The organism is Parageobacillus caldoxylosilyticus, from assembly GCF_019272935.1.
GTDB lineage: Bacteria > Bacillota > Bacilli > Bacillales > Anoxybacillaceae > Saccharococcus > Saccharococcus caldoxylosilyticus.
Genome location: NZ_CP040553.1, coordinates 1,295,299 through 1,316,145, shown reverse-complemented (window position 1 = coordinate 1,316,145; position 20,847 = coordinate 1,295,299). Strand labels below are relative to the sequence as shown.

The window sequence follows — 20,847 nt, the reverse complement described above, 5'->3', positions numbered from 1 at the left end:
TTCATCATCATTGCTTGATGATACTGGCCGTTTATTTTTATTTGGACGAAACGGTTTCTGTTAGGTTGTTTACAGGTTCGTCAACTTAGGATGCTGTGGGATGAACCGATTCCTCCTACATTTTTTGAGAGGAGGGAGTTTCTTGCCATCCCCATCGAAGAAGCTTCTGCATAGAAGAAGGCGATCACTTTCCACTCGATGCCTGCATCGGAAGTTTTTCCGATGGATTTCGTAAGCAACATCGGCACCCAACCGATGGGGCGGTCCAGCCCCTTCTACTACTTCTTGCATACTCAATCTGTAGATATGTTCGTTTTTAGGAATCAAAAACCTCCCGATTCATTTCCCCCTTCTCTTCGTTTAGAGGAAGGAAACTTCTCGGGAAAAATGTTTAAATAAGCAAGCAAAAGCATAGATTAAGAGGGAAGGTATTTATTTCATACGAGGGGATAGGGATGAATATGTTTTCCGATATCGTCCAAACGATGCCTCCTTATTTATTTTCGCAGTTTCAAAAGAAGAAAGAAGAGTTGATCAAGAAGGGGATCGATGTCATTGATTTAGGAATCGGCGCTCCTGATTTACCGCCGCCGTCTTTTGTGGTGGAAAAGTTAAAAGAAGAGTTAAACGAGCCAACCAATTATACGTATTCGCCGTATGCGGGGTGCAAGGAATATCGGGAAGCAGTAGCACATTTTTACGAGCGGGAATATGGAGTGCAGTTGGATCCCGATACCGAGGTGTTAGCGTTAATCGGGTCGAAAGAAGGAATTGTTCATTTGCTGCAGGCTGTGCTCAATCCAGGCGAGATTGTATTGGTTCCTGACCCAGGTTATCCTGTTTACCGCACTGCAGTGCATTTCGCACGGGGGAAAAGCGTTTATTTGCCGCTCGATGCAGAAAATGATTATGTTCCTCTTTTTTCCAAGCTCCCTTCGACCATTTATGAGAATGCCAAAATCATGTTTTTAAATTATCCGAGTAATCCAACGACGGCCACTGTCGGCATGGATACATTCGCCGAAGCGGTTTCGCTGGCAAGAAAGCACCGCATCTTCATCGTCCACGACTCCGCTTATTCGTTTGTTACTTTCCAGGGATTTAAAGCGCCGAGCATTCTGCAAATAAACGGGGCAAAGGAAGTAGCGGTCGAATTCGGTTCCTTATCGAAAAGCTACAACATGGCGGGCTGCCGCATCGGTTATATCGTCGGAAACAAAGATGTGATTAAAGCGCTTTCGATTATAAAAAGCAACACGGACACTTGCCAGTTTCTTCCGATTCAAAAAGCGGCTGCGGCAGCACTGATGAGCGATCACAAGTCTGTGCAAGCAAATAACCGAATCTATGAGCAGCGAATGAATATGATGGTCGAAGCGCTGCAGGCATTGGGAATGAAAGTGCAGCGTCCGAAAGCAACATTTTTTCTATGGATTCCTATTTTCAAAGAATATTCATCCGCGCAATTTGCCGCGAAGCTGCTCGAAGAAGCGGGCGTGATTGTCACTCCAGGAACAGCGTTTGGGCCGTCGGGGGAAGGATATGTCCGATTATCCTTATCTGCGCCGATAGAGCGGCTGCGGCAGGCGGTTGAGCGGTTGAAACAAGTCAATTGGGAGGCGTAGAAACGATGAAACAGACGATCCGCAACATCACAGCGGCCAAAGCGATCGTTCATTGTCTGAAACGGGAGGGCATCTCTCACATATTTTGCGTGCCGGGAGAAAGCTATTTGCCGCTGATGGATGCAATTTTTGATGAACCTTCAATTCAACTGATTTCGGCCCGCCATGAAGGCGGCGCTTCCTTTATGGCGGAAGGCTATGCAAAAGCGTCGGGAAAACCGGGTGTTGTGCTGGCGACGCGGGGAGTCGGAGGCGCTAACTTGGCAATCGGTGTCCATACAGCAAAACAGGATTCCACGCCGATGGTCATATTGTTAGGACAGGTGCACCGCCATTTCCGCGGCAGGGAAGGATTTCAGGAAGTCGATTTAGACCGGTTTTTCCAGCCGATTGCGAAATGGACCGTGGAAATTCGCGAGGCGGAACGAATACCGGAGCTGGTGCAGCGGGCGTTTCGCATCGCCCAAACGGGCAGGCCAGGACCTGTCGTCATCTCGCTTCCGGAAGATATATTTCTTCAAGATATTGGCGAAGCGGTAATTTCGGATATAGATATACCGAGACCTGCTCCAAGCGCAGAGGATGTGTGGAGCGTGCAGGAAATATTGCAAAGGGCGAAGCGGCCAGTTGTCATTGCCGGTGGAGGAGTCAAGCTAGCGAAGGCAGAACAGCTATTGCGGTTATTTGCTGAAAAATACTCCATTCCTGTGATGGCTGCTTTCCGGCGGCATGACGTGTTTCCAAACGACCATCCGCTTTATGTCGGCCATCTTGGATTAGGAACGCCCAAATCGATCATCGAAACGGTACAACAGGCCGATGTCGTGATCGCCCTTGGGACGCGATTATCGGAAGTGACGACGCAAGATTATCGTTTGCTTTCGCCGGATCAGACGCTGATTCATATCGATATCGACAGCGATGTGTTAGGAAAAGTATACCCGCCGGCTGCAGCGATTGTAGCAGATTGCAAAGAGGCGCTTGCCAAATTGCTGGAAACTGCTGTAGAGCCATCTTGGGGCGATTGGGCGGCAGCGAGGCGGAAACAATATGAGCAAGCATCGGCGCTTCCGGCGGAAAAACGGAACTTTAATGAAGCGATCATCGCCAGCTTGCAACAACATTTGCCAAACGATGCGATCATTACGAATGATGCTGGCAATTTCGCCGGCTGGCTTCATGCCTTTTTCCAATTTACCGAAACACAGATGTATATCGGTCCTACTTCCGGCGCGATGGGATACGGCATGCCGGCGGCGATTGGCGCTAAGCTTGCTTTTCCGGAGCGAGTCGTCGTTTCTCTATCAGGAGACGGCGGTTTTATGATGACGATGCAAGAGCTAGAAACCGCTTCTAGATATCATATTCCGATTATTAGTATCGTCTTTAATAATAGCATGTATGGAACCATCCGCATGCATCAAGAGCTTCACTTTCCAAAACGGGTCATCGGGACGGACTTAGGGCATGTGTCGTTTGCCGAATTGGCGAAATGTTTAAACGCCAACGGCATTCGCGTAGAAACAGAAGACCAATTTACTAGAGCGCTTATTCAGTCCTTTAACGAAACAAAACCAACGGTGATCGAAGTCATGACAGATCCAAACCAAATTTCCGTGACCGCGACGATCGACGAGCTGCGAAAGCGGTCGAATTCTCGGTAAACATTTGCATAATAGCCATGATAGTAAATGCATAAATTTTTTAATAGAAAAATAAATGATTAAGGAGGAATCTGGCTTGTGAAAGTATTGAATTTTATTAATGGGGAATGGAAAGCGTCGATTAGCAAACAATTTGCTCCGGTGATCAATCCGGCAAACGGCGAAACGATTGGAGAAGTAACGGTTTCGATCGAAGCGGATGTCGATGAAGCGGTAAAAGCGGCGAAAGCCGCGCAAAAAGAATGGGCGCTCGTACCGGCGCCAAAACGGGCGGAAGTGTTATATAAAGTCGGCTATTTATTAAAAGAGAGAAAAGAACAGCTTGCTAGACTATTAACGAAGGAAATGGGAAAAGTGCTCGAGGAAGCGCGCGGGGAAGTGCAAGAAGGAATTGACATGGCGTTTTATATGGCTGGCGAAGGAAGACGGTTATTCGGCGACACGACTCCTTCGGAATTAAAAGATAAATTTGCGATGAGCGTTCGTGTGCCAGTTGGAGTTGTCGGCATCATCACTCCGTGGAATTTTCCAATTGCGATCGCAACGTGGAAATCGTTTCCGGCCATTGTTGCCGGCAATGCGGTCGTATGGAAGCCAGCGTTGGAAACACCATTTATGGCGCAGGAGCTGGCGAAAATATTCGAAGAAGCAGGATTGCCAAAAGGGGTGTTCAACGTTGTTCACGGCGACGGCCCAACGACAGGAAATGCGTTGGTAGAGCATCCGGACGTGCAAGTGATTTCCTTTACCGGGTCAAACGAAGTCGGGCGGATTATTGCCGAAAAGTGCGGCCGCCACTTGAAAAAAGTGTCTCTGGAAATGGGTGGAAAAAATGCTGTCATTGTCATGGATGACGCCGATTTATCGTTAGCGGTAGAAGGCATTTTGTGGAGCGCATTTGGCACGTCAGGACAAAGATGTACGGCATGCAGCCGCGTCATTGTTCATGAAAAGGTGAAGGAAGAATTAGAAAATAGATTGCTAGAAGCAATGAAGACATTAACGATTGGAAACGGATTGGACGAAAACGTCAAAGTCGGCCCGGTCATTAGCGACGAGGCGCTGCAAAAAATTGACCGTTATGTGCGAATCGGCAAGGAAGAAGGGGCAAAGCTATTAACCGGGGGGTATATTTTGCGGGATGGAGAGTATCAAAAAGGCTATTATTATGCTCCTACTCTCTTTACGGATGTTCAACCAACGATGCGCATTGCGCGCGAAGAAATTTTCGGCCCGGTTGTCTCGATTATTTCGGTAAGCAGTTTAGAAGAAGCAATCGCTGTCAACAACAGCGTTGATTATGGATTATCGAGTTCTATTTTTACAAGAGACGTGAACAAAGTGTTTCAAGCGATGCGCGATTTAGATACAGGTATTGTCTATGTCAATGCCGGTACGACGGGGGCGGAAATTCATCTGCCGTTTGGCGGCACGAAAGGAACGGGAAACGGCCATCGCGACTCTGGCGTCGCGGCGCTTGATGTGTTTACCGAATGGAAAAGCGTGTATATTGATTTCAGCGGCAAATTGCAACGGGCTCAAATCGATATTGACGAATAATCGAATTCATCAGCGAAAGAATAAGGAGGCGCATGCCATGAAAGCGTTAGTGCTTGGGGCCGGACTGATGGGAAAAGAGGCGGCGCGTGATTTAGTGCAAAGCGAGAGCGTTTCCGCCGTCACTTTAGCCGATGTCGATCGTAAAAAGGCGGAGAAAGCTTGTCAACAATTGCATTCTAGCAAAATAGAAGCAAAGCAAGTTGATGCGGCGAATGAAAAAGAGTTGGCGGCGCTGATGCGTGAGCACGATGTTGTCATTAACGCGTTATTTTATCGTTTTAATGAAATCGTAGCGAAAACGGCGATCGAAGTCGGCGTGCATTCCGTTGATTTAGGAGGGCATATCGATCATATTACCGACAGAGTATTACAATTAAATGAAAACGCCAAACAAGCTGGTGTTACGATCATTCCGGATTTAGGAGTCGCGCCGGGAATGATCAATATTTTGTCAGGGTACGGTGCGAGCAAATTAGACGAGTTAAAATCGATCAAACTATATGTTGGCGGAATTCCTGTACGCCCGGAGCCGCCGCTCGAATACAACCATGTATTTTCACTAGAAGGGCTACTTGATCATTATACCGATCCATCTCTCATTATTCGCGATGGGAAAAAGCAAGAAATCCCGTCGTTATCGGAAGTGGAAACGATTTATTTTGATCAATTTGGCCCGCTGGAAGCTTTTCATACATCAGGAGGGACTTCGACGCTGTCCCATTCTTATCCGCAATTGGAATGCTTGGAATATAAAACGATCCGCTACCCTGGGCACGCAGAAAAATTTAAACTGCTCGTCGATTTGAATTTGACAAGAGACGACTACGAGGTGGAAGTAAAAGGACAAAAAGTGAAACCGCGCGACGTGCTTTTAGCGGTTTTATTGCCGCTCTTGGATTTAAAAGATAAAGAGGATGTCGTGCTATTGCGGGTCATTGTCGGCGGAGTCAAAAACGGCAAAGAGACAATTTTGGAATATGAAACGGTAACGTTTAAAGACCGCAAAAACAACGTGACAGCGATGGCGCGGACTACTGCCAATACGATCTCGGTCGTCGCGCAAATGATCGGAAGCGGAGTCATTCAAAAACGGGGGGTTTATCCGCCGGAGCAAATCGTTCCAGGAGACATTTACATCAAGGAAATGGAAAAGCGGGGGGTAGTGATTAAAGAAAAACGATATGTAAAAGAATGAATAGAAGGCTGGTTTTAGGTGGAAAGTCTCCACCTAAAATCAGTCTTAATTTGTTTGCGTCAGAGAAGGTTGTTGTTTTCGGATAATTAAAAAGGCAAAGGCAATAAAGGATAAAACCATTGCGACCATAAATGGCGCTTTGTCGGAAACCGAATGACCGATAATCCCCGATAACACCGGGGCGATAGCGGCACCCATCCAGCGAACGAAGTTGTACATTCCGGAAGTAATGCCGCGTTCATACGGAGATGCTTCCATGACATAGCTTGTAAATAAAGCATTGTTTAAACCGGAAACAAGACCGGATAAAATAATGAAAGCGATCAATAACCATGTGTTTTTAGTGATAAACAATAGCAGCAAAAACACCGCAAAAACTAACAAACTATATGGCAAAATTTGTTTTGTTGTATACGTTTTTTCCAAGCGATGCGACAAAATCGCTGATCCATACGCAAGGCAAAGCCCCCATCCAAAAAAGACAAAACCAATTTGAATGGCGGAAAGCCCGATAATTAATGGCGAATAGGCAAGAACAACGAAAAAGCCATAATAATATAGCATCGCGCCGATTGCGCCTTTAAGAAAAGGCGGGAACGTTAATAAATGCTGCATTTCTTTCATGCCGACTGCTTTTCTCGGTTTTCCTTTATTCGGATCATAGACAAAAAAGACGACCAGAAGAAGTGCGATAAAAATGAAAATACTCGTTCCAATAAATGGGTATCGCCATGAGTGCTGACCGAGAAGACCGCCGACAAGCGGCCCGCCTGCCATCCCAAGGCCGATGGCTGCTTCGTAAAGGCCTACGGCAGTGTTTGCTTGCGGGGTTAAGGCAATCAATAACGTCATCGCGGTAGCAAAAAACATGGAGTTTCCAAGCCCCCATCCAGCCCGGAAAATGGATAATTGCGGAATCGTATTGGATAAGCCGCACAATAAGGAAACAACAGTAACGATACTAAGCCCGATTGCCATCATCCGTTTGTCTCCTATACGGCTAACCATCATTCCAGATGGAATCATCATGATTGCCATCGTAAAAATATATGCGGTAAATAGCATTTCTACTTGCCAATGAGTTGCTCCAATGCTTTTGGCAATGACCGGTAGAATCGGGTCGACAATGCCGATTCCCATAAATGCTAAAAATGTCGCAAACACGGTAATCCAGCGGGCGCGTGTTTGTCTTCTTTCCTCCATGATTTATCCTCTCCTTTCCTCTTCCTGCAAAATCGTTTGAACTCGCTGTTCGAGTTGTTCTAGCTCATTTTTTAGTTCGAGCATTTTTTTCATCTTTTGCTCGAGCATGTCAATTTGTTTCCGAAGGATAGAAGCAATATTTTGCAGTTCTTGTTTTTTTTCGTCTTGATCTACAGCGTTGCGATACTCGAAATGATGAGATTCGATCGCCTTTTTCAATGTCAAAAAGTGGTGCAGTTCTTGCAGCGAAAATCCTAGTACCTCGCGGGCAGCAATCACTTTTTTTAATTGTTCAACATCTTCTTTAGTATAAAGACGCGTCCCTTTTTCGCTGCGTTCGGGGGGCTTAATGAGGCCGATTTCTTCATAGTAGCGGATCGTCCGTTTTGTTAATCCTGTTTCTTTGGCGACGTCGTCAATTTTGAATCGCTGCATCCTCGTTCCTCTCACTTTACTTGTTTATTGTAATAAAGGTTACTACCATAAATATAACATTAACGTTAATGTTAGATTTTGTCAACAGGAATAGTATGTATAGCCAAGACTATATAAATTTTTTGGTAATGTGGCAGTTTATGCATGAAACATGAACCTTCTTATGTGAATGGTTTGTTGACACCTCTATTTTAACCAAGGAATTGCTTGTTATGGGTTTATCCTTTTTTCACAATTTCCCACATTTCTTTGATAATTTTTCCACACACCTTATGTATAATGACCGTGCAAGCAGCAAAAGCATATGGCAAAAGGGGTGTGTATATCTTAATGAAGAAAAAATGGATTCCAGTGGCGCTTGCAACGATGATTGCGATTCCGACGGCGGCCTTTGCCGCTGAAAAAGGAGGGGCGGAAGACGTTCAAGTTCCAAAAAAAGTTGAGAACTTTCTAGAAGCAACACCAATATTAAAAGCCCATGGAAAATTCGGCAAACATTTTGTGAAACATCTACAAATAAACGAACAGCAAGAACAGAAATTGTTAGAGTTGGTTAAACAATATGCGCCAGAACATGTAAATGAATGGCAGCAAACCATCGATAAGCGTCAAGCACTTTTAAAAGAATTACGCGATTTAAATCCAAAAGAGATGTTAAAAGAAAAGCGTGAGGCAATAATTAAGGAGAGAGAAGCCAAACTAGATGAGCTTCTTAATCAGCTAGTATCAGGAAAAATTACGAAAGAAGAGTTCAAGCAGAAGCTAAAAGAAGCAAGAGACCGCGGTAAGGAACAATTAAAACAATGGAAAGATGAAAATCTTCCTGCCGCAAAAGAGGATATTCAAAAGGAAAGAGAACTTCATAAGCAATTCCGTGAAGCGGTAGAATCCAAAGATGAAAAAGCGATTGCTGAACTATTACCAAAATTACTTGAACACCTAAAAGTGGGAAATGAAAAATTAGCACAAATGATTGAAAAGATGAAACAAAATCAATCTGCTAACAAAGAAAATGGATTATAATAGTTTAAAAAGGTCGTGTTTATGAACACGGCCTTTTTTAATCAAATCAATAAGCGGGGATGCAGGATGTACGATATTTATTTAGTTGAAGACGAAGAAAATTTGAATCATTTGCTTACTTCTTATTTAGAAAAAGAAGGATGGAACGTAACTTCTTTTTTTAATGGAAATGATGCGCTTATGGCTTTGAAGGAAAGAAATCAACCGCATCTATGGATACTGGATATCATGCTGCCAGATGTTGATGGTTTTGAATTATTACGCGAAATTAAAGCCTTTAGCCCGGATGTACCTGTTATTTTTATCTCAGCTCGCGACGCAGATTTAGACCGCATACTCGGGCTTGAATTAGGAAGTGATGATTATTTAGCCAAGCCATTTTTACCACGCGAGCTTGTGATAAGAGCCAAAAAGCTGTTAACGCGTGTGTATGAAAGATCGTCAACAGTTCCGTTACGTTCATCACAGCTTGTTCACGTTCCTCCTTATGCGATTGATATAGCAAAACGCCGTAGTTATGCAGAATCGATAGAGGACGGGATATTTCCGAAGGGGAATCTTGAAGGCTCTGTTAGTGTCATTAAGCAAGAGGCAATGCGTCTAGAAAAACGAATTAAAGACTTGTTATATTTAACGAAATTAGATTATTACGCAACACAAGAGCCAAAATATGAGACAGTTAACGTCGTTCATTTGCTTGAAGAAGTAGTAGAACGAATGCAGCCGAATCGCCCGAACTTAGAATTTAAAATGGAATTATCTGAAATGGTGATTACGGGTGATGCGGAGCAGTGGAAAATTGCTTTTGAAAATATTTTAGACAATCAAATGCGCTACGCTCAGACGCAGATCCAAGTTAACACAGGGGGCATGGTTGTACGAATTTGGAATGACGGCCCGCAGATGGAAGAACATTTGCTAGAACAAGTGTTTAAGAAGTTTCAGGTTGGTCAAAAAGGAAAATTTGGCTTGGGGCTAGCGATTGTTCAACGAATTGCTGAGCTTCATAAGGCAAAGGTGTGGGCAGCAAACGAAAACGGCGGAGTGGCTTTTTATGTACAATTTACGTCATAAACAAGAAAGCGTGAACTTCATTCGTTCACGCTTCAAGGTGTTGACCATTTTACGATCCTCGCTGGCGTGCTGCACTGTTACATACCAATGACGATAAGCCGAACAACAGGAATTATATTTCGCGGCGGCGGGTGAGATGCCGTACTTTGTGGCTTCTCACCTGTTTTTGTCGTTAGAAATAGCTGAATGGTTTGCTAAAACAGTTTTTACTGCAGCCTCAATTTCCTTATAGCTCGTACAACGACAAATGTTTGATTCAAGCCATTCTCGAATAGTACTGTCGTCCGCATCGGGATGCTGTTCTGTTAAAGCGTAGGCGTTTATAATAAATCCAGGTGTGCAATAGCCGCACTGAAAGGCAAAATGTTCGACAAACGCCCGCTGAATCGGCGTGTTATGAAGTCCTTCGATCGTAGTAATCTCCTTTCCGACCGTTTCGATGGCAAGCATCATGCACGATTTGATTGGCGTTCCGTCGACCAACACGGTGCAGGCGCCGCAATCGCCGTTTAAACAGCCAGGTTTTGCCCCAGTGAGACCAAGTTCGTTACGGAGAACAAAGAGCAATGTATCTCCTTGGCGAGCGACGACAGATTTTGTTTCTCCATTCACTAGCAATTGCATTTCACATTTGGTTGAGGATTCCATTTGCTTACTCCCCTCCCAGCTCGTCGATCATATCGAAAAGCATTTGTTTGAGAACAAACAGACGGTACGCTGCCGATCCCTCAATATCGTCTAAAATTGGACGCGGCAGAGCTCGGATCGCTCCCTCAATGCGGTCATGTAAGGGGAGATGGCGCGCATTTAACCGCTCTTCCATCTCTTTCGAACGGAATGGAAATGGGCATACGCCGCTTAATGCCACACGGATTTGCCCGTCTTTTTTGATGGCGGCGGCGGTGACAAGCGGGTATCCGACTTTACCTTGTTTGCGGCGCTTGCGATGGAAATGGGGCAGCGATGCGTAGGAGCGGTCGACTTTCATTTGTACGAGAAATTGTCCGGGTTTTAACCGAATGTGCTGTAAAAAGACGTCATGAATGCTGCACTGTTTTACACCGTCTTTCCCGGCAATGACTGCTTGACTGTCAGAAAGCAGAAGCGGCAATACCGTTTCGCGATAAAAAATTTGCCCGCAAATATTGCCGCCAAGGGTGATTTGGTTGCGCGCCGTTCGGTCGGCGACTTCGCGCGCCGCTTTCGTCAAGAGCGGAAACGGATTGGCCTCTTCTAATGTGGTCAGCGGCAATGCCGACCCGAGCACGAGTTCGTGCGGATTGAATTCCAGCGTACGGCATTCGGGAATATGTTTAATGTCAATGACCGCGTCGGCAGCAACAAGATGGAGGCGGGAGAGCGTAATAATTTCCGTTCCGCCCCCATAATAGAGCGGTTTTTTGCCTTGCTGCTGCAAGGTGTCAAACAGATGCACCGCTTCTTCAATGGAGCGAGGGCGATGATAAGTAATCTCAAATGGAATCATGGCTGTCACCTTTCTTTTTCCGCCAAATCAGCTCAGGGATCAGCGGCAGTTCATTGAGCGGCACTTCGGCGGCGAGCGACAAAGCGTTTGCCAATGCGGCCGGCATGCCGATCAGCCCGTGTTCGCCGACGCCGCGCGCCCCGTATGGCGCATCGATTTGCGGCGTTTCGATAAACTCCACAATATATTCCGGGTGTTCGCCGAAACGAATGGGCCGATAAGTGCGCAATTGTGGGTTTAGCACACGTTCGTAGCGGTCAAATAAAAACGTTTCACGGCTCGCAAAACTCAGTCCCATGCTCATTGCTCCCATCGCCTGCCCGAGTGCGGCTTTCGGGTTGAGCACTTTGCCAATATCAATGACGGCAAACGCTTTGAGGATTTTATACGTATAGTCGCGGCGGTTGAATTCAATTTCCACTCCTTCCGCGCCGACCGTCCATTCCGGTCCCGGTTTGCCCGCGCCCGTTTCTTTGTTGAGCGGGGTCAAGTGGCGCAAAATATAGTTTCCCCGCCCGATAATTTGCCCGCCGATCGCATTGCCGTTTGGATATTTGTAGCCGTAGGCGATGTCTTTAACCGGAACATAGATGCTAGGGTCATCGCGCAAAAATACTTTTCCGTAGCCGACTTCTAAATCTTCCACCGATGCACGGAGCACGCAAGACGCGATCGCTTTTAGCTGGCGGATGGCATCGTCCGCCGCTTCGAGCGCTGCCCTTCCCGCCATAAAGGTTCCACGGCTGGCGACTGTTTTCCAATGTTCGGGGGTCGTTTGCGTATCGATGTCCATTTTGACGTGGACATCGTTGACGTCCATTTTTAATTTCTCGGCAACGATTTGGGCGAGGATCGTTTTCGTTCCGGTTCCGATTTCGACGACGCCAGAGATGACATTGACGCTTCCATCGGGGTTAAATGTTAAAAGGACACCGGAACTGGCATCGGGGTCGATCGTGGACGTTTTCCACGCGCAGCTGATGCCTTTTGCCCGCACGGTATAAGCATCGATTTCGATGCGCTGCCATTCGTCCCATTCCATTAGCTCGCGCAAACGATCGAGGCAGGCTGGCAAATCGCCGACGTTGCTGCGGTTTAACACCACTTGCGTCGGGGTAGTATGGCCAGGGCGAATCGCGTTTTTCCGCCGCAATTCCCATTTGTCCATGCCTAACTTTTCGGCAAGCAAGTCCATGGCCCGTTCGATGGCAAAAGCTTGCTCGCTATGGCCAAAGCCGCGAAATGGGGTGGCATACGGATGATTCGTATAGACGCATAACGAATCACACCAGACGTTTTCGATATGGTACGGTCCGGTGCAGTCAACGGCAGCGGCGCGGCTGACATCGATTGCTTTATCAGAATAGGCGCCGCCATCAAATAAAAACAGAATTTCCGCCGCTTTGATATAGCCGTCTTTTGTGGCGCCAAGCTTGACGGTGGCCTCCAAGCCGATATGGACCGGGGAGGTGATCATATCTTCTTCCCTTGCATTCCAGATGCTGACCTTTCTTCCCCCCACCGCTTTCGATGCCAGATAGGCGAGAAGTTCCAGCTGCACAGGCGTTTTTCCGCCATACGCTCCGCCGACAAGCGGGGTATGGACGATAATGTTGCCAACATCCTCTCCAAAATAGGTGCTGATGAGCCGTTTAATCATAAATGGCGACTGGGAGGAAGCGGAAATGATAATGTTACCATCGGGGAGAATTTCTGCAGTAGCACATCTCGTTTCTATTGCCACGTGGTCAGAAGGGGAAAAGGCCACGCTCGTTTCTACAACGACGTCGCTTTCCGCCCAGCCCTGTTCTATATTGCCTTTGCGGATTTTGGTGCGATGGGCGATGTTTGTATTCGGTTCGGGATAGGTATGTTCGTTCTTTTGGTAGCTTCCTAGCTGTTCATGGATAAGGGGGGCCCCTTCTTTTAGCGCTTCGCTTGGCTTGCCGACGGCAGGAAGAGGTTCATAGACGACATGAACAAGGTTGGCCGCTTTTTCTGCATGCACAAGTGTATCGGCGACGACGAGGGCAACGACTTCGCCATGATAGCGCACTTTATCAAAGGCGATGGGAGGACGGTCGCGCAAGTCTTCTCCTGTCAGCGGCAGCCCTTCGCCGGTGATGATCGCGCGCACGCCGGGAAGGGAGCGCGCTTTTTCGGTATCGATCGCGCGAATGCGCGCATGGGCGTACGGACTGGTAACGAGTTTGGCATGGAGCATGCCTTTTTCTTTGAAATCGTTTGTGTATTTGGCTCTTCCGGTCACTTTGTCCCATGCGTCTTTGCGGATGACGCTTTTACCGATAGCCATCGAATCCCTCCTTTTTTTCGCTTTGTTTGATGGCATGTAGATAGTCCTCTTTCGTATCGATATCGAAAAATATCTTTTCTGTGGTGCTTTCTTGCGTGATGCCTTTCCATCTGCTTTGGTTGCGGAGGAGTTTTCGTGCTCCTTCGTCGCCGTCAAGAAGCAGTAAATCGAAAAAAGTAGAGCGGGCAAACAAAACGGGCGGCATCACGATCCCGTTGTTTGTAAAGGAGATGTAGTCGGCCTGGTATTGCTCATACAGTTGGATAAGCTCGTTAATCACCGCTTCTGTGATAAACGGCTGATCAGCAAGCAAAATAACTATTGCTTCCGCCTGCATTTGCATGGCCCGTTTTATCCCGCAACGCAGTGAATGTGCTTGCCCGCGCGAACAATCGAAACAGCGGATAATCGTGCGTTTTTTATGTTTCGCCAATTCAGGGGCTAGCCAAGTAAGCGTATCATCCGGCGGGACAACAACAAGAACATGGGAAAGGAGGGAGAGGACCGCTGCTTTTAATGCGGCGTCCCCGAGCGTGTTCCCTGAGAATGGAAGGGAGCGCTTATCCATCCCCATCCGCCGGCTTTGTCCGGCGGCTAAATAAATTCCTATAATGCGTGACATGTTCATGTTTTTTCCTTCCTTGATGCCGGCCCGCTTCGCAGCAAGCTGATCATTTCGGCGATGATGCTGATAGCGATTTCTTCCGGACCGCGTGCACCGATGGCAAGGCCGACGGGGGAACGAATCCAATTGGGCATTTCGCTGCCGGAAAGCAGCCGGGCGGTGCGCTGTTTAGGTCCTAACACGCCAAGATAGTAGAGCGGCTGATCTCGCAGCAGCGCAAGAATTTCCTGGTCGTGCTGAAAGTGATGCGTCATGATGACGACAAAGTCGCGTTCGTTAAGGCAAAGCTGTGGAACTGTCTCGCTAGGAAAGCCGACGATCCATTCGTCGGCGTCGGGAAGATGTTCTTCCGAGCAGAACGCCGGGCGCCAATCGGTGACAAGGACGAAAAAACCAAGCTGTTTGGCGAAAGAAACGAGCGGTTTTGCATCCGGGTTGGCGCCGAAAATCACGAGGCGCGGCTTTGGCCAGTAATGTTGGATGTAAAATCGGACGCCGTCGATGGTGTGCATGCCGTTTTTGCCCTGGAAAAGCGGAGCGGAATCAAGCAAACTTTTTAACTTCGACGGAATTTCGCCGCGAAACCCGCCAAAACGTCTGCCGCTTTCACTAAAAAATAAAAAATTTTCCCGTCCGTCCGTTTCCCTGTCAAGCTTTCTTGCCAATAGTACATGCTCTCCGCGGTCTAGGCACGCTTTCACAGCCAGCCAATCCGCGCGCATTTCCATTGTGACCGGCTCGAGCAGAACGTGAATGATTCCGTTGCAGCCGACCCCCTGCCCCCATGACAAATCATCTTCTTGTTTCATATCAAATGTTGCAATATGAGCGCGTTGATGTTGCAAAACGTCTTTTGCCTGGATGGAGATCGTTTCTTCCAAGCAGCCGCCGCTAAGCAGTCCGGTGGTGTGCCCGCTTTCGCTAATCCACATGCATGCTCCTTCTTTTTGATAAGCGGAGCCATCGACATGAATAATCGTCGCTAATACTCCTTGTTCATGAGAGGAAGCAATCGTTTCTAATACGGCATGATAGCTTTCCATTTTTATTTCCCTCGCCAATTTTCATGGTATCAACGTTTCTCTGAAAATATGATGTACCATCTAGATAAACATGCTTTGGCGTTGATTTGATGCATTTTGAGGCGTTCCCTGCATATCCGTTTTATGTGGTAAAGCGGTTGTTTAATATGACGACGTTAGTTCACATATAGAGAAAATCAATAAGTAGATTGCAATTGAACTGAGTGTATGATCATTAAGGAGGAAATTATTTTGCTTCTAAATTTCACCGGAGAAATAGGCTCTGTTATCATTGTATTCTTTTGGAAAATGGCGATGACTGAAAAATAAAGAAGCTAGCGTTTCGTCATCTCGAAACGCTAGCTTCTTTCCACATCTGGATCATTTTTTCTTTTCCGCTTATTTAACCGTCCCGCTTGTTTGGCGGCTTCACGCAACAAAAATTCAATATGGGCGTTGACGCTGCGGAACTCGTCTTGCGCCCACTGTTCAATGACTTCATACAGAGCTGGGTCAATGCGAAGAGGGAAATTTTTCTTTTTTGCCATAGCACTCCACAACCGTTAATATAGACTGCCAGTGTTAATGACCGGCTGGGTCGCCCGTTCCGAAACAATGGCAACCATTAAGTTGTTGACCATATTGGCTTTTCGTTCATCATCTAACTCCAAAATTCCCTCTTTGTCAAGCTGCTTGATCGCCATTTGCGCCATGGAGACCGCGCCTTCGACGATTTTTTTCCGCGCTGCTAAAATAGCGGCCGCTTGTTGGCGCTGGAGCATGGCGCTGGCGATTTCCGGAGAGTAGGCAAGATGGGTAAGGCGTGCTTCCATCACTTCCACTCCCGCCACGCGCAGCCGCTCCTGCAGTTCGGCAGCGAGCACATCGGAAATGACATCGGCGTTTCCGCGCAGTGTAATTTCATCTTCATCGCCGAACGTATCGTACGGGTATTTCGTCGCTACATGGCGAATTGCCGCCTCGCTTTGAATCTCGACAAACTCTTCGTAATGATCGACGTCAAACACCGCTTTGGCCGAATCAATGACGCGGAATACAATCACGGCGGCAATTTCGATTGGGTTTCCTTGTACATCGTTCACTTTCAGCTTGCTGCTCGTAAAGTTGCGCACGCGCAAGGAAACGTTTTGACGGATGGTGAGCGGGACGGTGAGAAATAACCCGCTGTCGCGAATCGTCCCTAAATAGCGGCCAAAGAAAATGACTACCTTTGCCTGATTTGGCTGCACGATCGTAACGCCGGTAGCGAAAACGACCGCGACGACAAGGAGTAGAGCGGCAACAACGATTTGTTCATGCAATACGCTTAGCAACGCTGCGGCAGCGAGGACGGCGATGCATACAATCCCGATAAATCCATTCATATACCATGTTTTTGTTTCTTTCATTTACTTCGCCCCTCTTTAATATCTAATTTATATTAAAATGATATCACTTTTTGAAATAAATGTAAATATTTTATTTCCTTTATTCTAATAATTTGCTAACACATTAACTTGTTAAAATATGGTAAAAATAAATTGACAAAACGAGAAAATAAACGATAAAATATTTTTAGAAAATTAAAACAAAAAAGGTGCATGACCACATGCTAAAAGAAGCAAAAGCGCGGATCGGACGGAACGCCATATTGCTGGCGATGTTCGACGGGGAAGAAGAACTGGAGATCACAAGGCATTTAGATTATTTATCATGGCGTTATTGTAAAGGAAAAGTTGGCTCGATGGAGCTGCAAAAAATTGTCGCTGCGATTGAAACAGCGGCAAAGCGCAACCATGTTGTTGACGGTGAGCTGTATCGGGAAATGCACGCGCTCTATCATGCGGTTGTCGAGGCGGTGCAAGGAGTAACGAGGGGGCAAGTGGAGCTAGGAGATTTAATGAGAACGGTCGGCCTTCGTTTCGCTGTTGTCAGAGGGACGCCGTATGAAAATGCGGCGGAAGGAGAATGGATTGCTGTTGCTTTATACGGGACGATCGGCGCGCCGATTCGCGGGTTGGAGCACGAGACGGTCGGATTAGGAATCAATCATATATAAAGCCTATAGCGATGAGTTTAGTAGGAGGCTGAATGCTGTGGCGTTCAAATTCACAGCGGCAGCCTCCTTTTTGATTTTTACGAAAAAAGGAGCGGAGATAAAATGGTCATATTAACGGGAAACACATTGACGATCGAAGAAGTGAAGAGAGTTCTTTATCATAACGAACTCGTCATTGCCTCAGAAGAAAGCATGAAGGCGGTGGAAAAGGGCCGGAAAGCAGTCGAAGACATTGTCGCAAAACAGCAAATCGTTTATGGCATTAATACCGGGTTCGGCAAGTTTAGCGATGTGCTGATTGACGCCAACGACGTCGAACAGCTGCAAGTCAATTTAATTCATTCGCACGCATGCGGAGTCGGTGAGCCGTTTCCGGAAGAGGTGTCGCGGGCGATGCTTTTGTTACGGGCGAATGCGTTATTAAAAGGGTACTCGGGAGTTCGGCCGATCGTGATTGAACGGCTGCTCGATTTGCTTAACGCGCGCATTCATCCCGTCATTCCGCAGCAAGGTTCGCTCGGGGCCAGCGGAGACTTGGCGCCGCTTGCCCATTTAGCTCTTGTGTTAACAGGGGAGGGAGAAGTGTTTTATCACGGCAGGCGAATGCCGGCGCTTGAAGCGATGGCGAAAGAAGGAATTGCGCCAATTGCGCTGAAAGCAAAAGAAGGGCTGGCGTTGATTAACGGAACACAGGCGATGACGGCCATGGGAGTGGTGGCTTATATCGAAGCGGAGAAGCTGGCGTATGAAAGCGAGCTGATTGCTGCGATGACGATGGAAGGGCTGCGCGGCATTATTGATGCATTGGATGAACGGATTCATGTTGCCCGTGGATTTCCGCAGCAAATCGACGTCGCTATGCGCATCCGCGGTTATTTGGCCGGCAGCCAGCTGGTGACGAAACAAGGGGAATTGCGCGTGCAGGATGCGTATTCGCTCCGCTGCATTCCACAAGTGCATGGGGCATCGTGGCAGGCGCTCGAGTACGTTAAAGAAAAACTGGAAATCGAGATCAACGCGGCCACCGATAATCCGCTTATTTTTGACGATGGCTCCGCTGTTATTTCGGGTGGAAACTTTCATGGACAGCCGATTGCCTTGGCGATGGATTTTATGAAAATTGCCGTAGCGGAACTGGCCAACATATCGGAACGGCGCATTGAGCGTCTTGTCAACCCGCAGCTAAATGACCTACCGCCGTTTTTAAGCCCACAGCCCGGCCTGCAGTCGGGCGCGATGATTATGCAGTATGTAGCGGCATCGCTCGTCTCGGAAAACAAAACGCTCGCTCATCCGGCCAGCGTCGATTCGATTCCATCGTCGGCCAACCAAGAAGATCATGTCAGTATGGGGACGATTGCAGCGCGCCACGCTTATGTGATTGTGCAAAATGCAAGGCGGGTGCTAGCCATTGAATTGATTTGCGCATTGCAGGCGGTCGAGTACCGCGGCGTAGAAAAAATGGCGGCAAAAACGCGGCAGCTTTACGAAGAAGCGCGCAACATCGTACCATCGATTACCCATGACCGTGTATTTTCCGGCGACATCGAAGCTATCGCGCAATGGCTAAAGCAGATGGATGAGACGTTTTGGCAAAAGGAAAATCAGTATTCGTAAAGAACAAGGATGGCAAATGGAAATAGAGAAAATAGAGAGGAAAGAGGAAGAGAGGCAGGCGAGAATAATAGTTTCCTCAACGCCAATGATCGAGCAAGCAGCCAGGCGCATCGGCCCTTGCTCTTTTTTTATGTGGCTGCGAAGAACCAGTCTTGCCAAAGTTGATGACCGAAAATATTTACGATAAGATGAAGAAGAACAAACTATTTGATTATGAGAGGACAAGCAGCATTAAAAGAGGAGAAGAGGTGCATTTGTTTGACTATTTCTTCAGAAGCGCTGTTGGCATTATTGAAAATCATTGCGATTGATATTATTTTATCCGGTGACAATGCCGTGGTCATTGCGATGGCAACCCGCAAGCTGCCAAAGCATCAGCAAAACAAAGCGATTTTCTGGGGGACAGGCGGCGCAGTTCTTTTGCGTATTTTATTTGCCACTGTCATTGTCTTTTTGCTAGAAATGCCGTTCGTTCATTTAGCAGGCGGACTATTGCTTCTGTGGATTGCCTATAAAGTGCTGGTTGAACGGGAGGAAGAAGCGCATGTTCAGTCATCAGACCGCTTGTTGAAAGCGATTATGACGATTATCGCCGCCGATGCGGTAATGAGTTTGGATAATGTTGTAGCGGTGGCGGGGGCGTCAGAAGGACATGTCGGCATGATCGCCTTCGGTGTGGCCATCAGCATTCCCATTATGATTTTCGGTTCAAAAGCCATTATGAAGGTGATGGAAAAACATCGCTGGATCGCTTATGTCGGATCAGGAATTTTAGCATGGACAGGTGGAAAAATGGTGATGGAAGATGAAGGATTTATGCGTCTTCTTCATCTTCAGAAAGGACCGCTCACTTACGCGATTACCGTAGGATTAACCATTTTCGTATTAGCTGTCGGATATGCGACCAATAAAAAAGCGGAAAGCAAGGAAGGAACGATTGTCTAAGGGAGAAAAATAGTCCTTTCTCTGTCCGCGGATGGGGGGAAAGAAGAACCACAATGAAGATCGACAATATTTTGGTGACCGGAAGGCTGTATGCGGAGATGGCGCCATTGTTGCAACAAAAGAGACCGGATAAAAACTTCCGTTTTGTTGCGGAAGAAGCGGTTTGCCGCGATGATTTTTTTTGGGCGGATGTGTATGTCGGTTTTCGTCCGGTTCCTTCCTTTGAATTTGGCGACATTCGCTGGGTTCACTCACTTGGCGCCGGGGTCGATGCGTTTTTATGGAACCGGGAGTGGAAAGAAGATGTGGTACTGACGCGGACGATCGGCTCGTTTGGCGAACAAATTAGCGAATATTGCCTTAGCTATATGCTGCGGGATTTACAATGCCATGATGTATATGGATGGTACCAATCCCAGCGGCAATGGAAGACGGTCGCACCAACGCTGCTGCGGACGCAGCGTGTCGTTATTTATGGAACGGGCGAGATCGGACAGCAGATTGCCCGCCACCTGCGCCTGTTTGGCGTTGCACCGATCGGTGTTTCATTAAGCGGGCAGAAAAAACCGTATTTTTCCGAGGTGTGTTCCACGGAACAGGCGGAAGAGGTGCTGCCAAAAGCAGATTGGATTATTGCCGCACTTCCGCTGACAAAACAAACGTATCATCTGTTTGATGAAAGGTTTTTTTCTCTTTTAAATAATGCTTGCTTCATTAATGTTGGCAGAGGAGCGACGGTCGATGAAACGGCGCTATGGAGCGCATTGGAAACCCGTCATGTTCGTCTTGCTGTTTTAGACGTGGTTGAAGAGGAACCGTTGCCGCCGACATCACCGTTATGGCTGCATCCAAACGTCATCATTACGCCGCATATCGCTGCGCTGACATCGGCGGAAGAAGCGGTGGACTGCTTTTTGCAAACGCTGTGGCGAATGGAAAACAATCAGCCGCTTTTCAACCGGGTAGATATCGAAAAAGGGTACTAAAAACGGGCGTGTCC

At 47.3% G+C, this 20,847-nt stretch carries 19 protein-coding genes and 1 pseudogene; 11 read left to right on the top strand and 9 right to left on the bottom strand.

Features of this window, described 5'->3' with window-relative positions; translation table 11 throughout:
* Positions 1–455: 455 nt before the first annotated feature.
* The 4 genes from BV455_RS06750 (at position 456) to BV455_RS06740 (ending at position 6,044) form a co-directional block, all read left to right on the top strand.
* A complete protein-coding gene (locus BV455_RS06750; RefSeq protein ID WP_061580444.1) occupies positions 456–1,625 on the top strand; it encodes an LL-diaminopimelate aminotransferase in 1,170 nt (389 codons plus the stop codon).
* Positions 1,626–1,630: 5 nt separating this feature from the next.
* Positions 1,631–3,289, top strand: coding sequence for a thiamine pyrophosphate-binding protein (locus BV455_RS06745; protein WP_042411551.1), 1,659 nt, complete (start codon positions 1,631–1,633; stop codon positions 3,287–3,289).
* 78 nt (positions 3,290–3,367) lie between these two features.
* Positions 3,368–4,849 (top strand): aldehyde dehydrogenase family protein, encoded by a 1,482-nt coding sequence (locus tag BV455_RS20285; RefSeq protein WP_017436130.1) that lies wholly within the window; start codon positions 3,368–3,370, stop codon positions 4,847–4,849.
* Positions 4,850–4,886: 37 nt separating this feature from the next.
* Entirely contained in the window at positions 4,887–6,044 is a 1,158-nt protein-coding gene (locus BV455_RS06740) for a saccharopine dehydrogenase family protein (RefSeq protein WP_061580446.1), read from the top strand.
* Between the two features lie 45 nt (positions 6,045–6,089).
* Here BV455_RS06740 and BV455_RS06735 read toward each other — a convergent pair whose 3' ends face one another.
* Together BV455_RS06735 and BV455_RS06730 are read right to left on the bottom strand one after the other, a co-directional pair.
* Entirely contained in the window at positions 6,090–7,247 is a 1,158-nt protein-coding gene (locus tag BV455_RS06735; protein ID WP_017436128.1) for an MFS transporter, read from the bottom strand.
* 3 nt (positions 7,248–7,250) lie between these two features.
* The gene (locus tag BV455_RS06730) at positions 7,251–7,682 is read right to left on the bottom strand and encodes a MerR family transcriptional regulator (RefSeq protein ID WP_017436127.1); all 432 of its coding nucleotides are present in this window, start codon (positions 7,680–7,682) and stop codon (positions 7,251–7,253) included.
* A 330-nt stretch (positions 7,683–8,012) separates the two neighbouring features.
* Between BV455_RS06730 and BV455_RS06725 the strand changes: the two genes are divergently transcribed.
* The 3 genes and pseudogenes from BV455_RS06725 to BV455_RS20770 all read left to right on the top strand — a co-directional run bounded on the left by BV455_RS06725 (position 8,013) and on the right by BV455_RS20770 (position 9,779).
* On the top strand, positions 8,013–8,705 hold the full coding sequence (locus BV455_RS06725; RefSeq protein WP_061580447.1) for a hypothetical protein: 693 nt from the start codon (positions 8,013–8,015) through the stop codon (positions 8,703–8,705).
* Between the two features lie 66 nt (positions 8,706–8,771).
* Positions 8,772–9,182 (top strand): annotated as a pseudogene (locus tag BV455_RS20280) (response regulator transcription factor); the annotation flags it as partial.
* 117 nt (positions 9,183–9,299) lie between these two features.
* Positions 9,300–9,779, top strand: a complete 480-nt coding sequence (locus BV455_RS20770; protein ID WP_321200818.1) for a sensor histidine kinase — start codon at positions 9,300–9,302, stop codon at positions 9,777–9,779.
* A 156-nt stretch (positions 9,780–9,935) separates the two neighbouring features.
* On the opposite strand, the gene BV455_RS06715 is transcribed toward BV455_RS20770, so the two are convergent.
* The 7 genes from BV455_RS06715 to BV455_RS06685 form a co-directional block, all read right to left on the bottom strand.
* Positions 9,936–10,427, bottom strand: a complete 492-nt coding sequence (locus tag BV455_RS06715) for a (2Fe-2S)-binding protein (RefSeq protein WP_017436124.1) — start codon at positions 10,425–10,427, stop codon at positions 9,936–9,938.
* Between the two features lie 4 nt (positions 10,428–10,431).
* Entirely contained in the window at positions 10,432–11,265 is an 834-nt protein-coding gene (locus BV455_RS06710) for an FAD binding domain-containing protein (protein WP_017436123.1), read from the bottom strand.
* Entirely contained in the window at positions 11,252–13,579 is a 2,328-nt protein-coding gene (locus BV455_RS06705) for a xanthine dehydrogenase family protein molybdopterin-binding subunit (protein ID WP_081161074.1), read from the bottom strand. Before BV455_RS06705 ends, BV455_RS06710 begins: the two co-directional genes overlap by 14 nt.
* Positions 13,566–14,207 (bottom strand): NTP transferase domain-containing protein, encoded by a 642-nt coding sequence (locus tag BV455_RS06700; protein ID WP_061580450.1) that lies wholly within the window; start codon positions 14,205–14,207, stop codon positions 13,566–13,568. The genes BV455_RS06705 and BV455_RS06700 overlap by 14 nt, the downstream gene beginning before the upstream one ends.
* A complete protein-coding gene (locus BV455_RS06695) occupies positions 14,204–15,247 on the bottom strand; it encodes an XdhC family protein (protein ID WP_218687868.1) in 1,044 nt (347 codons plus the stop codon). The genes BV455_RS06700 and BV455_RS06695 overlap by 4 nt, the downstream gene beginning before the upstream one ends.
* A gap of 338 nt (positions 15,248–15,585) precedes the next feature.
* Entirely contained in the window at positions 15,586–15,774 is a 189-nt protein-coding gene (locus BV455_RS06690; RefSeq protein ID WP_017436119.1) for a type II toxin-antitoxin system antitoxin, read from the bottom strand.
* Between the two features lie 15 nt (positions 15,775–15,789).
* Positions 15,790–16,635 carry an SPFH domain-containing protein gene (locus BV455_RS06685; protein ID WP_061580452.1) on the bottom strand — a complete coding sequence of 282 codons (846 nt, stop codon included), beginning with the start codon at positions 16,633–16,635 and terminating at the stop codon, positions 15,790–15,792.
* Positions 16,636–16,835: 200 nt separating this feature from the next.
* On the opposite strand from BV455_RS06685, the gene hutP reads away from it, so the two are divergent.
* From hutP to BV455_RS06665, 4 genes are all read left to right on the top strand, one after another.
* Positions 16,836–17,285: a hut operon transcriptional regulator HutP gene (gene hutP, locus BV455_RS06680; protein ID WP_017436117.1), complete on the top strand. Its 450-nt coding sequence runs from the start codon at positions 16,836–16,838 to the stop codon at positions 17,283–17,285.
* Between the two features lie 102 nt (positions 17,286–17,387).
* Entirely contained in the window at positions 17,388–18,902 is a 1,515-nt protein-coding gene (gene hutH / locus BV455_RS06675) for a histidine ammonia-lyase (RefSeq protein WP_061580470.1), read from the top strand.
* 213 nt (positions 18,903–19,115) lie between these two features.
* Positions 19,116–19,847, top strand: coding sequence for a TerC family protein (locus BV455_RS06670; protein ID WP_175245535.1), 732 nt, complete (start codon positions 19,116–19,118; stop codon positions 19,845–19,847).
* A gap of 53 nt (positions 19,848–19,900) precedes the next feature.
* On the top strand, positions 19,901–20,833 hold the full coding sequence (locus BV455_RS06665) for a D-2-hydroxyacid dehydrogenase (protein ID WP_017436113.1): 933 nt from the start codon (positions 19,901–19,903) through the stop codon (positions 20,831–20,833).
* Positions 20,834–20,847: the final 14 nt, after the last annotated feature.